16 protein-coding genes are annotated in these 14,889 nt (G+C 67.6%); 12 read left to right on the forward strand and 4 right to left on the reverse strand.

The features are described from left to right. The first annotated feature begins 1 nt into the window (after position 1). Positions 2–1,081, forward strand: coding sequence for a peptide chain release factor 1 (prfA, locus tag AC3WS6_RS09055; RefSeq protein ID WP_492500705.1), 1,080 nt, complete (start codon positions 2–4; stop codon positions 1,079–1,081). 52 nt (positions 1,082–1,133) lie between these two features. Here prfA and AC3WS6_RS09060 read toward each other — a convergent pair whose 3' ends face one another. Next, positions 1,134–1,787, reverse strand: coding sequence for a response regulator (locus tag AC3WS6_RS09060; RefSeq protein ID WP_492500706.1), 654 nt, complete (start codon positions 1,785–1,787; stop codon positions 1,134–1,136). Further along, positions 1,784–3,430, reverse strand: a complete 1,647-nt coding sequence (locus tag AC3WS6_RS09065; RefSeq protein WP_492500707.1) for a sensor histidine kinase — start codon at positions 3,428–3,430, stop codon at positions 1,784–1,786. Before AC3WS6_RS09065 ends, AC3WS6_RS09060 begins: the two co-directional genes overlap by 4 nt. A 173-nt stretch (positions 3,431–3,603) precedes the next feature. Between AC3WS6_RS09065 and AC3WS6_RS09070 the strand changes: the two genes are divergently transcribed. Beyond that, positions 3,604–5,148, forward strand: coding sequence for a CitMHS family transporter (locus tag AC3WS6_RS09070; RefSeq protein ID WP_492500708.1), 1,545 nt, complete (start codon positions 3,604–3,606; stop codon positions 5,146–5,148). Between the two features lie 67 nt (positions 5,149–5,215). Further along, positions 5,216–5,617: a hypothetical protein gene (locus AC3WS6_RS09075; protein ID WP_492500709.1), complete on the forward strand. Its 402-nt coding sequence runs from the start codon at positions 5,216–5,218 to the stop codon at positions 5,615–5,617. On the opposite strand, the gene epsC is transcribed toward AC3WS6_RS09075, so the two are convergent. Both epsC and cysK read right to left on the reverse strand, forming a co-directional pair. Next, positions 5,618–6,187 (reverse strand): serine O-acetyltransferase EpsC, encoded by a 570-nt coding sequence (gene epsC / locus AC3WS6_RS09080; protein WP_492500710.1) that lies wholly within the window; start codon positions 6,185–6,187, stop codon positions 5,618–5,620. Between the two features lie 8 nt (positions 6,188–6,195). Next, on the reverse strand, positions 6,196–7,134 hold the full coding sequence (gene cysK / locus AC3WS6_RS09085) for a cysteine synthase A (RefSeq protein WP_492500711.1): 939 nt from the start codon (positions 7,132–7,134) through the stop codon (positions 6,196–6,198). A 98-nt stretch (positions 7,135–7,232) separates the two neighbouring features. Between cysK and prmC the strand changes: the two genes are divergently transcribed. The 9 genes from prmC (at position 7,233) to atpA (ending at position 14,875) form a co-directional block, all read left to right on the forward strand. Continuing rightward, positions 7,233–8,093 (forward strand): peptide chain release factor N(5)-glutamine methyltransferase, encoded by an 861-nt coding sequence (gene prmC, locus AC3WS6_RS09090; protein WP_492500712.1) that lies wholly within the window; start codon positions 7,233–7,235, stop codon positions 8,091–8,093. Positions 8,094–8,143: 50 nt separating this feature from the next. Further along, complete coding sequence (locus AC3WS6_RS09095) at positions 8,144–8,851, forward strand: L-threonylcarbamoyladenylate synthase (RefSeq protein ID WP_492500713.1); 708 nt, start codon at positions 8,144–8,146, stop codon at positions 8,849–8,851. Next, the gene (locus AC3WS6_RS09100) at positions 8,848–10,020 is read left to right on the forward strand and encodes an MraY family glycosyltransferase (protein ID WP_492500714.1); all 1,173 of its coding nucleotides are present in this window, start codon (positions 8,848–8,850) and stop codon (positions 10,018–10,020) included. The genes AC3WS6_RS09095 and AC3WS6_RS09100 overlap by 4 nt, the downstream gene beginning before the upstream one ends. Then, positions 10,017–10,592 (forward strand): Cg1360 family ATP-synthase-associated protein, encoded by a 576-nt coding sequence (locus tag AC3WS6_RS09105; RefSeq protein WP_492500715.1) that lies wholly within the window; start codon positions 10,017–10,019, stop codon positions 10,590–10,592. The genes AC3WS6_RS09100 and AC3WS6_RS09105 overlap by 4 nt, the downstream gene beginning before the upstream one ends. Before the next feature lie 146 nt (positions 10,593–10,738). Then, positions 10,739–11,521: a F0F1 ATP synthase subunit A gene (atpB, locus tag AC3WS6_RS09110; protein WP_201469476.1), complete on the forward strand. Its 783-nt coding sequence runs from the start codon at positions 10,739–10,741 to the stop codon at positions 11,519–11,521. 59 nt (positions 11,522–11,580) lie between these two features. Then, on the forward strand, positions 11,581–11,817 hold the full coding sequence (gene atpE, locus AC3WS6_RS09115; protein WP_042541851.1) for an ATP synthase F0 subunit C: 237 nt from the start codon (positions 11,581–11,583) through the stop codon (positions 11,815–11,817). A gap of 27 nt (positions 11,818–11,844) precedes the next feature. Continuing rightward, positions 11,845–12,399, forward strand: a complete 555-nt coding sequence (locus AC3WS6_RS09120; protein WP_201469477.1) for a F0F1 ATP synthase subunit B — start codon at positions 11,845–11,847, stop codon at positions 12,397–12,399. Next, positions 12,399–13,187: a F0F1 ATP synthase subunit delta gene (locus AC3WS6_RS09125; protein ID WP_492500716.1), complete on the forward strand. Its 789-nt coding sequence runs from the start codon at positions 12,399–12,401 to the stop codon at positions 13,185–13,187. Before AC3WS6_RS09120 ends, AC3WS6_RS09125 begins: the two co-directional genes overlap by 1 nt. A 47-nt stretch (positions 13,188–13,234) precedes the next feature. After that, positions 13,235–14,875 (forward strand): F0F1 ATP synthase subunit alpha, encoded by a 1,641-nt coding sequence (gene atpA, locus AC3WS6_RS09130; RefSeq protein WP_053095761.1) that lies wholly within the window; start codon positions 13,235–13,237, stop codon positions 14,873–14,875. Positions 14,876–14,889: the final 14 nt, after the last annotated feature.

Below are 14,889 nucleotides of genomic sequence, written 5' to 3' on the forward strand. Positions count from 1 at the left end.
TGTGTTCGAGTCCGTCCAGACTCTGATCGACGAGCACCGCCGGGTCCAGGAGGAACTCTCCGACCCGGCGGTGCACGCCGATGCCGCTCGGGCGAAGCGCGTGAATCGGCGCTATGCCGAGCTCTCGCGGATCGTCGCCGCCTACGAGGCGTGGTCGGCGTCCGTCGACGATCTCGAGGCCGCGCGGGAGCTGGCGCGAGAGGATGAGGCGTTCGCCGCGGAAGTTCCCGGTCTCGAAGACGGGGTGCAGGCGGCGCAAGAGAGACTGCGCAGGCTGCTCATCCCGCGGGACCCCGACGATGCTCGCGATGTCATCATGGAGATCAAAGCGGGGGAGGGCGGGGCAGAATCCGCGCTGTTCGCCGCCGATCTGCTGCGCATGTACATCCAGTACGCGGCGTCCAAGGGATGGAAGACCGAGCTGCTCGAGCGCAACGAGTCGGATCTCGGCGGCTACAAAGACGTCCAGGTCGCGATCAAGGGTTCCTCCACCGACCCGGCTCAGGGCGTCTGGGCGCACCTCAAGTACGAGGGAGGCGTGCACCGTGTTCAGCGCGTGCCCGCCACGGAGTCGCAGGGGCGCATCCACACCTCGACCACCGGTGTGCTGGTGTTCCCCGAGGTCGATGAGCCCGACGAGATCGCGATCAACCAGAACGATCTCAAGATCGACGTCTTCCGCTCGTCCGGTCCCGGCGGACAGTCGGTGAACACCACGGACTCCGCGGTGCGCATCACCCATGTGCCCACCGGAATCGTCGTGTCCATGCAGAACGAGAAGTCTCAGCTGCAGAACCGCGAGGCGGCGATGCGTGTGCTTCGCGCCCGCCTGCTCGCAAAGCAGCAGGAGGAGCTGGATGCTGCGGCATCCGATGCGCGCAAGTCGCAGATCCGGGGGATGGACCGCTCGGAGCGCATCCGTACGTACAACTTCCCCGAGAACCGCATCGCCGACCATCGCACGGGGTTCAAGGCGTACAACCTCGATCAGGTGATGGACGGGGCCCTCGAGCCCATCATCGACAGCGCGATCCAGGCCGATGAAGAGGCTCGCCTCGCCGCGGTCGGCTCGGACTCCTGAACCCACGCGGCGTGCGCACGGCACCGGTCACGACCGGCGCGATGGGCGATGTTCAGCCGCGGGCCGCGTAGCGGTGCTCCGGACGTCCGGTGGCACCGTAGCGCAGACGCACCTCGACGATGTTCCTGGCTGCGAGTGCCGCGAGGTGTCGCTGCGCCGTCGCGCGCGAGATGCCGACGCTCTCGCCGATCTCAGCGGCCGACGCCTCCTCATCGCCCAGCGCCGAGAGCACCAGCTGCTCTGTCGCCGAGCGCGAGACCGACAGCGGTTCTCCGGATCCGTGCAGGATCGCCAGGGCGCGGTCCACGTCCTCCTGACGGAGGGGACGGTCACCCGCGAGCAGATTGCGGTACCGGGCATACCGCTCGAGCAGACCGGTCAGCGATCGGCGATCGAACGGCTTCCGCAGGTAGCCGACGGCGCCTGACCGCAGCGCCCGGCGTACCGTGGGTGCGTCGTCCGCCGCGGAGATCAGGATGACGTCGATGATCGCCTCTCTGGCCAGGGCTATGCCGTCGCCGTCCGGCAGGAACACGTCTGCCACGAGCAGATCGGGGGCGGAAGAGCGCAGCCCCTCCCGTGCCTCCGCGATCGAACGCACGGGATCGAGCGCGGTGAACCCCGGCTGCTCGTCGATGATGTCCCTGTGCAGCTGTCCGACGCGGAAGTCGTCGTCGAGGATAAGTACGCGAATCGCGTCGGTCATGGTCGCTCCTCCGGAGTCGGGGTGATGTCGGCGACGGCGCCGCCCAGGCGAGCGGCGAAGACCGCGCCGTGGTCGATGCCGCCGCGGTCGATGATCCATAGGTCTCCGCCACGTCGGCGCGCGATCTCTCTCGACAGCGGGATGCCGAGACCGTGACCGTGGACGTCGTCCGTGAGGTCCGCGCCCGCTGGGCTCGGTGACATCGGATCGCGATCGCCCAGACCCGCGCCCGAGTCCGAGACCGTCAGCACCAGCGCGTCGCCATCCCCGAACACGGCCACTTCGACCCAGCGCGGCACCCGCTCACCTGCGACGGCTGCCGTCACGGCGTTGTCTATGAGGTTCCCGAGCACCGCCGCGACGTCCTCGGGCTCCGTCACGCTGCCGATCACCTGGCTCTCCTCGGCGATGCGCAGTGCGACTCCACGCTCGCCCGCCTCGATACCCTTGGCGCCGAGGAAGGAGTGCAGGAACGGATCGCCCAAGAGGTCCAGTCCTGTCACCGGGAAGTCGACCGACCCCCGCTCCACGAGCTCGCCGAGAAAGGCTCTCGCCTCCGCGACCCGGGCCGCATCGAGAAGACCCGCTGCCACGTGCATGCGATTGGCGAACTCGTGCCTCTGCACACGCAGCGCCGCGGTCATGGTGCGCACCGTCTCGAGCCGCTCGGTGAGCGCCACGAGATCGGTGCGGTCGCGCACGATCAGCACGTCGCCCAGCGGTCGGCCATCGCGCTCGACGGACCTCGAGTCGAGGTACAGCACGCGTTCGCCGACCACCGCGCTGGATCGCGCGCTGCCGCCCGCCGCGACGGCGAGCACGGCCGGGGGCAGCCCGAGATCGGTGACACGGCGGCCGGTCGGTGCGTCGAGACCGAGCATCCGATCGGCCGCGTCATTGCTCACGCGCACGACGCCCGCGGAGTCGACGGCGAGGACGCCGTCGTCGACGCCGTTCAGAACCGCTGTCTGGTTCTGCACGAGCGCCGCGAGCTCCTCCGGCTGCACGCCGAGCGTGAGGTGCTCCCAGCGCCGTCTGAGCAGGAGGAAGGTGAGAGTGGCGAGCGTGAGTGCTCCCGCGGCGGTGAGGCCTATGGCTGCCAGCAGCGGCGGGAGGTCGTCGAAGACGCCTGTCCGCTCGAAGCCCACGCTGACCTCTCCGACAGGCGTTCCGGTCTGGTCGAGAACGGGCACCTTCGCGCGGGCGGATTCGCCGAGCGTGCCGGTCTGCCAGTCGACGACCTCGTTCCCCTCGAGGACCTCTTCGAACGGCGTGCTGACCACCTCGCCGAGGCGGGCCGCGATCGGGTGTGCGAGCCTGATGCCCTCGTCATCCGTGATCACGACGAACAGGGCGCCGGTGCGCTCGGCGACACTCAGCGCGATCCTCTGCAGGTCGCCGGAGCTCAGTGCGTCGGCATCCGGACGCTCCGCAGCGGAGGAGATCTCCGTGACCTGCGCCCGGACGTCGGGATCCTCCGCCAGAGTCCTGGCGATGCCGAGGGCCGTGGATTCGGCTTCGGCGCGCAGCTGCTGCACGGTGAGCATGAGGTACACGCCCGTGCACAGCGTGACGACCAGGACGACGGTCGCGAGGTGCAGCAGCAGGGCGCGCGTGGCGAACCGTGGTCTGATCCTCGTCATGGTCGGCACCGTGCCCCTCCACGCACCGGGCGGTGCGTCTGCGCAATATGCGCAGAACCGACGCTACGCGCATAAGGCCCGGGAATGCGTGATACCGCGCTCGTTCGCGCCGCTTTGCCTAGTCTCGTCAGGATCCGTCGCAGTCGACGGAGCGACGACGAAGGAGTCACCGTATGCCCGACGTACTCACCGGCCTGTTCACGGCCGCCGAAGAGGCACCCACGTATGACGTGGCGTTCGTGCCGCCGGAGTGGCTCCTGGTGCTCCTCGGGTTCACCATGGTCCTCGCGTTCATGACGCTCATCATGACCAAGAGGCTCACGCCGATGGTCGCCCTGATCCTCGTCCCCACCGTGTTCGGTCTGTTCGCGGGGGCCGGCCTCGGTCTGGGCGACATGATCCTGGACTCGATCGCGACGATGGCTCCCACTGCGGCGCTGCTGATGTTCGCGATCATGTTCTTCGGCATCATGATCGACGTCGGACTCTTCGATCCGCTCATCCGCATGATCACGCGGGTGCTGGGCGATGATCCCGCCAAGGTCGTACTCGGCACGGCGATCCTCGCGGGCGCCGTCTCGCTCGACGGCGACGGCTCGACCACGTTCATCATCACGACATCGGCCATGCTCCCCATCTATCTGCGGCTCGGCATGAGCCCTGTCGTCCTCACGTGCGTCGCGGGACTCATGAACGGCACGCTGAACATCGTCCCCTGGGGCGGGCCGACGGTGCGGGCTGCGACGGCGCTCGGACTCCAGCCGACGGACATCTTCGTGCCGATGCTCCCTGCACTCGGTGCGGGCATCGTCGTGACCCTCGGGTTCGCGTGGCTGCTCGGACTCGGAGAGCGCCGCCGACTGGGGCGCATCGATTCCGCCGGGCTCCTCACCGGGTCCGAGGGCGGCGCGCTCTCGACCGTGCCGAAGCTGTTCCGCGGGTCGGACGCGACACCGGGCGCGCGAGCGGCACTGCGCACCGGCAACATCGTCGTGGTCGCAGGGGGCCGCGGCCCCGTCGCGGCAGCGAGTGTCGACCTCGCCGACACCGCCATGGCCGACACCATGCTCGACCCTGCGCGGCCGACCCTGCGTCCCCGGCTGATCTGGTTCAACCTGGCGCTCACGGTCGCCGTCATGGTGCTGCTGGTGATCGACATCATGCCGCTTCCCTACGTCTTCATGGTCGGAGCGGCCGTTGCCCTGCTGGTCAATTTCCGAGGCATCAAGGACCAGGCGTCAGAGATCGTGGCGCACGCACCCAGCATCGTGGGCGTGGTGTCGATGGTCATCGCCGCCGGCGTGCTGGTCGGCGTGCTGACGGGCACGGGGATGGTCGACGCGATGGCGACGTGGATCACCGACGTGCTTCCTCCGGCTCTCGGTCCGTTCCTCGCACCCATCACCGGGCTGCTGTCGATTCCGTTCACGTTCTTCATGTCGAACGACGCGTTCTACTTCGGCATCCTGCCTGTGCTCGCACAGAGCGCGGCGGCGTACGGGATCGACCCCGTCGAGATGGCCCGCGCGTCGATCATCGGCCAGCCGGTGCATCTGCAGAGCCCGTTGGTGCCGGCGATCCTGCTGCTCGTCTCACTCGCGAGCGTCAACCTCGGCGATCATCACCGCAAGGTGCTCTGGCGCGCCACGATCGTGTCGCTGGTGATGCTCGGAATCGGGATCCTCTCGGGCGCGATCCCGTTCTTCGTGGCGCAATGAGACGCCCGCGGGGCACCGGTGGCGTCCGGTGCCCCGCCGCCTCGCAGGGGAGCGATATGCTCAGCGCGTGATCACGCTCCTGTTCCGCTCGCTCATGTACGTCGTGTCCGCCGGCCTCGGTCTCATCGCCGCCGACCTGCTGCTCGAGGGGTTCCAGATCCAGTGGGACGAGTGGTGGGGCTTCGTGGTCTGCATCCTGATCTTCGCGCTGTTGCAGAGCATCCTCGCTCCGTGGGTCAGCAAGATCGCAGACCGCTACGCGCCGGTGCTCATGGGCGGCATCGGCATCTTCTCGACGTTGATCGCCCTCGTGGTGGTCGTGCTGCTCCCGATCGGCGGTCTGCGGATCGTCGACCTCACCGGATGGCTGCTCGGATCCGTCATCGTGTGGCTCGTCACGGCGGTCGGCAGCGTGCTTCTCCCGCTGCTCTTCCTCAAGAAGCGCACCGAGAAGCGACGGTCCCGCTGATCAGATGGAGTAGTCCGGTGCGGTGAGCAGCGCGCGCGTATCGTCGTGAGCGCTGCGCATCCGCGGTTTCGCGGGAATCCCGACCAGAATGCTGTCGGCCGGCGCATCTCGGGTCACGACGGCGTTCGCTCCGATCACCGCTCCCGCGCCGATGACGATGGGACCGAGGACCTTCGCTCCGGCCCCCACCGCGACACCGTCGCCCAGAGTCGGATGCCGCTTGCCGGCGTCGCGGGTGCGACCGCCCAGTGTCACTCCGTGGTAGAGCATGACGTCGTCGCCGATCTCGGCGGTCTCGCCGATCACGACGCCCATGCCGTGATCGATGAAGAAGCGACGCCCGATCTGCGCGCCGGGGTGAATCTCGATCCCGGTCAGCCAGCGTGCGACCTGCGACGTCGTGCGCGCGAGCAGCCGCAGCCGTCGTCGCCACAGCGCATGCGAGAGCCGATGCACCCAGACCGCGTGCAGTCCCGGGTAGAGCAGCGCCACCTCCGCGGCGCTGCGCGCGGCGGGATCACGGAGTCGTGCCGCCGCGATGTCCTCGCGCATTCGGCCGATCATGCCCATCAGAGGGATCAGGCTTCGCGCAGGTGCTCGTACAGCGCGGTCGACAGGTAGCGCTCGCCGAACGAGGGGATGATCACGACGATCGTCTTGCCCGCGGCCTCCGGGCGCCGCGCGACCTCGAGAGCTGCCCAGATCGCCGCACCGCTCGACATGCCGACGAGGATGCCCTCTCTGCTCGCCGTCTCCCGTGCGACGCGGATGGCATCGTCGAACGTGACGTCGATGACCTCGTCGAGGACGTCGCGGTCGAGGATCGGGGGCACGAAGTTCGGTCCGATGCCCTGGATCTTGTGGGGTCCGGGGTGTCCTTCGGTGAGGATGGGCGAGTCCTTGGGCTCGACGGCGACGATCTGCACGCCGGGGACGCGTTCCTTGAGGACCTGGCCCACTCCGGTGATGGTTCCGCCGGTGCCGATGCCGGCGACGAGGTAGTCGACGGAGCCTTCCGTGTCACGGAGGATCTCCTCGGCCGTGGTGCGACGGTGGATCGCGGGGTTCGCCTCGTTGGCGAACTGCTTCGCCAGTACGGCTCCCGGCGTCTGGGCGGCGATGGCCTCCGCCTCGGCGACCGCGTGCGTCATGCCCTTCGTGGGGTCGGTGAGCACGAGCTCGGCGCCGAACGCCTTGAGGAGCATGCGCCGCTCCTTCGACATCGACGCGGGCATCGTGAGGATCACCTTGTAGCCGCGTGCTGCGCCCACCATCGCCAGCGCGATGCCGGTGTTGCCGCTCGTCGCCTCCACGATCGTGCCACCGGGCTTCAGCTCGCCCGAGGCCTCCGCCGCATCGACGATCGCGATGCCAAGCCGGTCCTTGACGCTCGACGCCGGGTTGTAGAACTCCAGCTTGGCGAGCACCGTGGCACCCAGGCCCTCGGTGACGCGGTTCAGACGGACCAGGGGAGTGTTGCCGAACGCGGTGGTGATGTCGGGGTGGATGCCGGACATGAGAAGGCCTTCCTGTGGTGGGGGACTGCGGGTCCAGCCTAGGTGAGCGACCCCGGGGGTCGGGCATTGTGACGGCCTTCCGGCTCTACGCTGGAGCAATGCCTGAGACCTCCCTCGCCTCCCTCGTCCACGCCGCGGCCCAGCGCCTGGCCGAGGCGGGGGTTCCCGATCCGCTCGTCGACGCGGAGCTGCTGATGGGTCATGTGAGAGGTGCCAGGCGGGGTGAGGTGCAGGCGGCCATCATCCGAGGAGACGTGGTCGACGAGTCCGAGCGCGCGGCGCTGGAGGCGCTGGTGGAGCGCCGCGCGGCCAGAGAGCCGCTGCAGCACATCACCGGTACGGCACCGTTCCGGCATCTCGAACTCGCCGTCGGTCCCGGCGTCTTCGTGCCGCGACCCGAGACCGAGACGGTCGTGCAGTTCGCGATCGACGCGCTCGTCACTGCTCCGGAGGCCGAGCCGATCGCCGTCGATCTCGGCACCGGGAGCGGAGCGATCGCGCTCGCGATGGCGACCGAGGTCCCGCACTCGCGCGTGTATGCGACCGAGCTCTCACCGGATGCGTACGCATGGGCTCGCCGCAACACCGAGGGTGTGGCGAATCTGACGCTCGTGAACCACGACCTCCGGCAGGCCTTCCGTGAGCTCGACGGCACCGTGTCTGTCGTGATCTCCAATCCGCCCTACGTCCCGGACGCGGCGATCCCGCGCGATCCCGAGGTGCGTCTCTTCGATCCGGCCATGGCTCTCTACGGGGGTGAGGACGGGCTCGACATCGTCCGCGTGCTCAGCGTGCGCGCGCTCGAGCTGCTGCGGCCGGGCGGTCTTCTCGTGATCGAGCACGGGGAGCTGCAGGGGGAGGAGATACGCAGCATCCTCACGCGTGACGGATGGCGGGCCGCGGCGACGCATCGCGACCTCACGCTCCGAGACCGTGCGACGACGGCGCTGCGGCCATGAACGCGCCGTCACGCAGCGCTCAGGCTGACCCCGGCTAGAATCGACTCGTCATGTCCTCCATCTTCGATTGCGGCGACGACGGTCAGCTCCTCGCCGGAATGCGTCACGCGCGCCAGGCCATCAGTCGCGGCGAGCTCATCGTCATGCCCACCGACACCGTCTACGGGGTCGCCGCCGACGCCTTCTCACCGCAGGCCGTGCAGCGGCTGCTCGACGCCAAGGGACGCGGTCGCAACCAGCCGCCGCCCGTGCTGATCGGCTCGATCGAGACCCTCGAAGCGCTGGCCGAATCCGTGCCGGAGCCGGTGCGGCGTCTGGTCGACGCCTTCTGGCCCGGCGGGTTGACCATCGTGCTCCCCGCTCAGCCGTCGCTCGCCTGGGACCTCGGCGACACTCTGGGCACGGTCGCCGTGCGCATGCCCGAAGGGCGGGTGGCGCTGGAGCTGCTCGCCGAGACGGGCCCTCTCGCGGTCTCGAGCGCCAACCTCACCGGCCATGACGCCGCGACCACCGCGGAAGACGCGGAGCGGATGCTCGGCGATAGCGTGTCCGTGTACCTCGCCGACGGCGTCAGCGAGACCGGCGTCGCCTCTACGATCGTCGACGCGACCTCGCTCGTGGCGCGCGCGCCTGACCCGAGCACCGGCAAAGTGCGAGTCCTGCGTGACGGCGCGATCAGCCGTGAGCGGCTCGAGGAGGTGCTCGGCGACCTGCTCGAGCCTGCTCCTGCGCAGGCCGACGCGGACGGGGAGTCGTGAAGCAGTACCTCTTCACCGTCCTCATCACCGCTGCGATCACGTTCGCGCTGACCTGGGCGGTCTGGAAGCTGAGCCTGCGGTTCAAGCTCTATCCGAGCATCCGCGAGCGCGACGTCCACACGACTCCGACCCCGCGTCTCGGGGGAGTCGCGATCTTCCTGGGAATCGCCATCACCATGGCGGTGTCGGCCGCGAACCCATTCTTCGCGACGATCTGGATGCCACCGCAGACGATGTGGTCGATCCTCGCCGCGGCTTTCCTGATCGCCGTGATCGGAGTGGTCGACGACCTGTGGGATCTCGACTGGATGATCAAGCTCGGAGCGCAGTTCCTCGCTGCCGGGATCATCACGGTCGGCGGCGGACTGCAGATATTGTCGCTCCCGTTCGGCGACCTCATCGTCTTCTCGAGTTGGCTCAGCATCACGATCACGATGTTCGCGATCGTGATCGTGATGAACGCCGTGAACTTCATCGACGGACTCGACGGCCTGGTCGCCGGGGTCTGCCTGATAGCGAACGGCGTCTTCTTCGCGTACTCGTACATCCTGACGCGAGACACGGGTGCGTCGAGCTACTTCAACCTCGCCTCGTTCCTCGCCGCCGTGCTGATCGGCGCGTGCCTCGGCTTCCTGCCCTTCAACTGGAGTCCCGCCAAGCTGTTCATGGGGGACTCGGGTGCACTGGTGCTCGGTCTGCTGATGGCCACCTCGGCGATCGCCGTCACCGGGCAGCTCGAGCCGTCGGCGCTCGACCTCGAACGGCTCGGCCGCTCCCAGCTGCTCGGTGCCTTCATCCCGATCCTCCTCCCGCTCCTCGTGGTGCTGCTGCCCCTCCTCGACTTCGGTCTCGCGGTCCTGCGACGCATGAACGCCGGCAAATCGCCGTTCTCGCCCGATCGCAAGCATCTGCACCACCGGATGCTCGACCTCGGGCACCGAGACCGCGATGCCGTGCTCATCTTCTACGCCTGGACCGCGGTGATCTCTCTCGCGGTGCTGCTGATGTACGTGGGTGCGCGCGAGGACTGGCCCGGACAGTATCTTCCGGGCGTCGCTTTCGGCGTGGTCGGCATCGCCGCCTGCCTCGTCATCACCCTGAATCCTTCGCGCCGACGCAAGACTGCGGCGTCTGCTGAGCCCGACCCGAAACCCGTGGAGTCCCCGTGAGCCCGAGCCCCGTTTCCAGCAACCCGATCCTGAGGAAGACGCTCCTCTGGTCCGCCCTGTCGATGGTGGTCCTCGCGATCGTGGCCGGTGTGATCGGTCTTCTCGTCGGTGGGGGAGAGGGCCTGGTGAGCGGTCTGCTGGGAGTCGTGCTTTCCATGCTGTTCCTCGGCATCACCGCCCTCAGCATCCTGATCGCGAACCGCTGGTTCGGCGACCCGCTCTACGTGCAGCTGTTCTTCGCGATCGTGCTGGGTGGCTGGCTGCTGAAGCTCGGCCTGTTCGTCGTGATCATGATCGTGCTCAGCGGCCAGCCCTGGATCGAGCCGATGGTGTTCTTCCTCTCCATCGTCATCGGAGTCGTGGCGACCCTCGTGATCGACGTGATCGTCATCACCCGGATGCGCCTGCCGAACGTCAGCGACGCGTCACTCCCGTCGGAGGCGCCGATCGACCGCGCCCCCGGCGTCGAGCTGCCCACTGTGGTGCCCGAGGATCGCGCTCCGGGAAGGCACCACATCGTTCCGGAACCACGCGAGCAGGATGGTCCGGCGGAGGATGCCCCGCGGTCTTAGGGCACCCTCTTATTCTGATAGTGTTGACACGTGCCCGCCGCTCGCCCGCGAGCGCTTGCGCTTGAAGCACACCGACCATCGTCGCCCCGGTTCTGACCGGTGCCCCGAAGCTGGAGCCCGCGCTGTTCAATCTTGCTGCGACCCTGATGCCCAAACTCGCCTCTGACGGCGAGTTCCACGGACCTTCGATCAACGAGTTCTTCCCGGAGATCCTCTTCGAAGTCGCGGGTATCCCCGTGCACCGAATCCACCTCGTGCAGCTGATCGCGGTCGTCGCGGTCGTGCTGCTGCTGGTTCTCGGAACCCGCCGGATGAAGGTCGTCCCCGGCCGCTTCCAGAGCGTCGTCGAGATGGGTCTGGACTTCGTCCGCACCAACATCGCGCACGACCTCCTCGGCCGCAAGGACGGCAACCGCTTCCTGCCGATCCTCACCACGATCTTCTTCATGGTGCTGTTCATGAACATCACGGGAATCATCCCGTTCCTGAACATCGCGGGAACCAGCATCGCGGCCGTGCCGCTGACGCTGGCTCTGGTCAGCTACATCACCTTCATCTACGCCGGAATCAAGAAGAGCCCCGTCGGCTTCTTCAAGAACGCGCTGTTCCCCTCCGGTGTGCCGTGGCCCGTCTACATCATCGTGACGCCGATCGAGTTCCTCTCGACTTTCATCATCCGGCCGGTCACCCTGATGCTCCGACTCCTGATGAACATGGTCGTCGGCCACATGCTCCTGGTGCTGTGCTTCGCGGCCACCCAGTTCTTCTTCTTCACCGCAGGTGGCGGCTGGGCCGCTCTCGGTGTCGGAACCCTCGCCTTCGGCGGCGCCTTCACTCTCTTCGAGATCCTGGTCGCCGTTCTCCAGGCATACGTCTTCACCGTCCTCACCGCGGTCTACATCCAGCTCGCGGTCGCAGAAGAGCACTAAGCCCACTAGGCACTGAGCGGGTCGGCGACTGCCGGCCCACCCAACGAAAGGAAAAACCCGTGGACGCTACTACGGTTCTCGCAGACATCAACGGTCACCTCGCTTCGGTCGGCTACGGCCTCGCAGCAATCGGCCCGGCCATCGGTGTGGGCATCGTCGTCGGCAAGACCATCGAGGGTGTCGCTCGTCAGCCCGAGCTGGCCGGCCGCCTCCAGGTCCTCATGTGGATCGGTATCGCCTTCACCGAGGCGCTTGCATTCGTCGGCATCGCCGTCGGATTCATCCCCTTCCCGTAATCCGTACCGACTTCTGAAGGAGACAGGATGCTGAACGCTCTTGTCACGAACCTCGCAGCCGAGGGAGAGACGCCTAACCCGCTGATCCCTGCGTGGTACGACATCATCTGGTCGGGCCTGTGGTTCCTCGTCATCCTGGTCGTCGTGTGGAAGGTCGCCCTTCCGAAGTTCACGGCGTTGCTCGACAAGCGGTCAGCCGCGATCGAGGGCAACATCGCCAAGGCCGACGAGGCGCAGAAGCAGGCTGAGGCCGCACTCGAGGAGTACACCCGGCAGCTCGCCGAGGCGCGTACCGAGGCCGGTGAGATCCGTGAGGCCGCCCGTGAGGACGGCAAGAAGATCGTCGCCGAGGCCAAGGAGACCGCGTCGAGCGAGGCTGCTCGCATCACGGCGACGGCGCACACGCAGATCGAGGCCGAGCGGCAGACCGCTCTCGTCTCGCTGCGCAGCGAGGTCGGATCGCTCGCGATCGATCTCGCCGGTGGCGTGGTCGGCGAGACGCTCTCCGACGATGCACGTGCGACTGCGGTCGTCGACCGCTTCCTCGCCGACCTCGAAGCATCCGAGAAGGCGGCTCAGTAATGGGCAGCGCGACCACTCAGGCACTCGCGGCATCCACTCAGACGCTTGCCGCAGCGAAGGACGTCACTCTCGACACGGCGCGGGAGCTGTTCGCAGCCGCGCGCGCCGTGGCGGAGTCGTCTCATTTGAGCGGCGCGCTCGCTGACCCCTCGGCTCCGGCCGTGGCGCGACAGAACGTCGTCGCAGCGGTGTTCGGCGGGTTCTCGCAGAACGCGCAGAACGTCTTGAAGACGGTCGTCGCCGAGCGCTGGTCATCTGCTTCCCAGCTCGTGGACGGCATCGAGGAGCTCGCGATCAGGGCTGCTGCGATCGCCGAGCCGCAGGCGGACATCGGGGGAGAGCTCTTCGGCTTCACCCGGGTGATCGCCGCGAATGCGGAGCTCGAGCTCGCGCTCGGTAGCCGCCTCGGCGGAGAAGACGCCAAGGGTGCACTGGTCGACAGGCTGCTCGCCGGAGGCGTCAGCGACGCCACCGCTGTGATCGTCTCGTCGCTGGTGCGTCAGCCTCGTGACCGCCGTGTCAGGCAGATGCTCACCCGTGCGACGCGGGTCGTCGCCGACCAGGGCGACCGTGTGGTCGCGACGGTGCACAGCGCCACACCGCTCACCGACGCACAGCGCACCCGTCTCAGCGACGCTCTCTCGCGTCGTTACGACGGCAAGATCTCGCTCAACGAGGTCAACGACCCCTCTGTCGTCGGAGGCCTGCGCGTGCAGATCGCCGATGACGTCATCGACGGCAGTATCTCCGCCCGTCTCGCCGATCTTCGCCAGAAGCTCGCCGGCTAACACGACTTCGCGCGGGGAACCGCGCACCCAGATACAAAGGGAAGACAATGGCAGAACTATCGATCAGCCCCGACGTCATCCGTGACGCGCTGAAGGACTTCGCCGCAGCATACGAGCCCACTGGGGCCGCGGCGACCGAGGTCGGCACCGTCATCGACGCAGCCGACGGCATCGCGCATGTCGAGGGACTGCCCGGGGTGATGGCGAACGAACTCGTCACCTTCGCGGACGGCACCAAGGGTCTCGCGCTCAACCTCGACGAGCACCAGATCGGTGTCGTCGTGCTCGGCGACTTCACCGGCGTAGAGGCCGGCCAGGAAGTCACCCGCACGGGTGAGGTCCTCTCGGTTCCCGTCGGCGACGGCTACCTCGGTCGCGTCGTCGACCCGCTGGGTAACCCGATCGACGGCCTCGGCTCCATCGCCACCGAAGGCGTTCGCGAGCTCGAGCTGCAGGCACCGGGTGTCATGCAGCGCAAGTCCGTGCACGAGCCGATGCAGACCGGCATCAAGGCCATCGACGCCATGATCCCCGTCGGCCGCGGTCAGCGTCAGCTGATCATCGGCGACCGCCAGACCGGCAAGACGGCCATCGCGATCGACACGATCATCAACCAGAAGGCCAACTGGGAGTCGGGCGACGTCAACAAGCAGGTGCGCTGCATCTATGTCGCCATCGGTCAGAAGGGCTCGACCATCGCTTCGGTGAAGGGCGCGCTCGAAGAGGCCGGCGCTCTGGAGTACACCACCATCGTGGCGGCTCCGGCATCCGACCCCGCCGGTTTCAAGTACCTCGCGCCCTACACCGGTTCGGCCATCGGCCAGCACTGGATGTACGGCGGCAAGCACGTCCTCATCATCTTCGACGACCTGTCGAAGCAGGCCGAGGCCTACCGCGCAGTGTCGCTCCTGCTGCGTCGTCCGCCGGGCCGCGAGGCCTACCCGGGTGACGTCTTCTACCTGCACTCGCGTCTGCTCGAGCGTTGCGCGAAGCTGTCCGACGAGCTCGGCGCGGGTTCGATGACCGGTCTCCCGATCATCGAGACCAAGGCGAACGACGTCTCGGCGTACATCCCGACCAACGTGATCTCGATCACCGACGGCCAGATCTTCCTCCAGTCCGACCTCTTCAACGCCAACCAGCGTCCGGCGGTCGACGTGGGTATCTCGGTCTCGCGAGTCGGCGGTGACGCTCAGGTCAAGTCGATCAAGAAGGTCTCGGGAACGTTGAAGCTCGAGCTCGCGCAGTACCGCTCGCTCGAGGCGTTCGCGATGTTCGCGTCCGACCTCGACGCGGCTTCACGTCGTCAGCTCTCCCGCGGTGCGCGTCTGACCGAGCTGCTCAAGCAGCCTCAGTACTCGCCGTACCCCGTCGAGGAGCAGGTCGTCTCGATCTGGGCGGGAACGAAGGGCAAGCTCGACACGCTCGAGGTCTCCGACGTCCTGCGCTTCGAGCGCGAGCTGCTCGACTACCTGCGTCGCAACACGAAGGTGCTCGAGACCCTGCGCGAGACCAACGTCCTCGATGACGACACCGTCGCCGAGCTCGACAAGCACACCGACGCTTTCCTTCTGGAGTTCCAGGGTGGCAAGGGGCAGGCCATCGGCGCCCCGGGTCACGAGGAGCACGCTGCAGCCGAGGCTGAGGACGTCAACCAGGAGAAGATCGTCAAGGGTCGTCGCGCGTAATCGCGTGAGGAACT

The organism is Microbacterium sp. EB106-03-03-XG65 (genome assembly GCF_058791955.1).

Excerpts from the sequence above, each read along its gene's own strand:
- AC3WS6_RS09060 (WP_492500706.1), bottom strand. The coding sequence starts at position 1,787 with ATGACCGACGCGATTCGCGTACTTATCCTCGACGACGACTTCCGCGTC.
- AC3WS6_RS09065 (WP_492500707.1), bottom strand. The coding sequence starts at position 3,430 with ATGACGAGGATCAGACCACGGTTCGCCACGCGCGCCCTGCTGCTGCAC.
- AC3WS6_RS09070 (WP_492500708.1), top strand. The coding sequence starts at position 3,604 with ATGCCCGACGTACTCACCGGCCTGTTCACGGCCGCCGAAGAGGCACCC.
- epsC (WP_492500710.1), bottom strand. The coding sequence starts at position 6,187 with ATGGGCATGATCGGCCGAATGCGCGAGGACATCGCGGCGGCACGACTC.
- cysK (WP_492500711.1), bottom strand. The coding sequence starts at position 7,134 with ATGTCCGGCATCCACCCCGACATCACCACCGCGTTCGGCAACACTCCC.
- prmC (WP_492500712.1), top strand. The coding sequence starts at position 7,233 with ATGCCTGAGACCTCCCTCGCCTCCCTCGTCCACGCCGCGGCCCAGCGC.
- AC3WS6_RS09095 (WP_492500713.1), top strand. The coding sequence starts at position 8,144 with ATGTCCTCCATCTTCGATTGCGGCGACGACGGTCAGCTCCTCGCCGGA.
- atpB (WP_201469476.1), top strand. The coding sequence starts at position 10,739 with ATGCCCAAACTCGCCTCTGACGGCGAGTTCCACGGACCTTCGATCAAC.
- AC3WS6_RS09120 (WP_201469477.1), top strand. The coding sequence starts at position 11,845 with ATGCTGAACGCTCTTGTCACGAACCTCGCAGCCGAGGGAGAGACGCCT.
- AC3WS6_RS09125 (WP_492500716.1), top strand. The coding sequence starts at position 12,399 with ATGGGCAGCGCGACCACTCAGGCACTCGCGGCATCCACTCAGACGCTT.
- atpA (WP_053095761.1), top strand. The coding sequence starts at position 13,235 with ATGGCAGAACTATCGATCAGCCCCGACGTCATCCGTGACGCGCTGAAG.